This window comes from Oleiphilus sp. HI0128 (assembly GCF_001635365.1).
The window spans coordinates 1-583 of record NZ_LWGG01000197.1; the positions used below are offsets into that span (position 1 = coordinate 1).

Genomic DNA, 583 nt, shown 5'->3' on the forward strand with positions numbered 1-583 from the left:
TGGTTGATGAGTACCCGGTATATCAACGTGCTCAAGACTTAAATTACGGTCAGTTACTGTTCCAGTACCATCAAGGAAATTTCTTTGAAGCTTTGAGCGCGCTAAATGTTGCCAAGCTCCGTTCCGGAATCCAGGGGCATGGCCAGCATCCCGAATTAGTGGAGGGGGGGCTGATGCTCTCTTACGGAATGGTCGAAGAGGCCAAACTAGTATTTGAGACGCTTCTAACCAAGCAAATTTCATTGAGCGATCGTAACCAGGCTTGGTACTACTTAGGTAAGGTCTTCTACCTTACCGCCGATGATAAGCGCTCTTCAGAAAGTTTTGACAAAGTACAGATGCAGCTTTTGCGAAAGGAAAAGCCTCATTTGTTCCATGAAATGCTCTATATGAAAGGACTATTGATCGGACGGGATCATAGTATCAAACAAGAAAATAAACCCCTTATGCTTGCAAGCTTGATTAGCCAGATTCCTCCTGGCAACTTATGGCGACAGTACCTTCAGTATAATGCCGCCGTTGGTGGACTAGCGGCAGCGTCTAATGCGAACTATGAAGTGGTTCGAAGTGTTGCTTTGCGAGA

At 45.8% G+C, this 583-nt stretch carries 1 protein-coding gene; it reads left to right on the plus strand.

Features of this window, described 5'->3' with window-relative positions; genetic code table 11:
- The coding region (locus tag A3763_RS27980) for a hypothetical protein (protein ID WP_197482706.1) at nucleotides 1-583 on the plus strand (583 nt) is incomplete at both ends.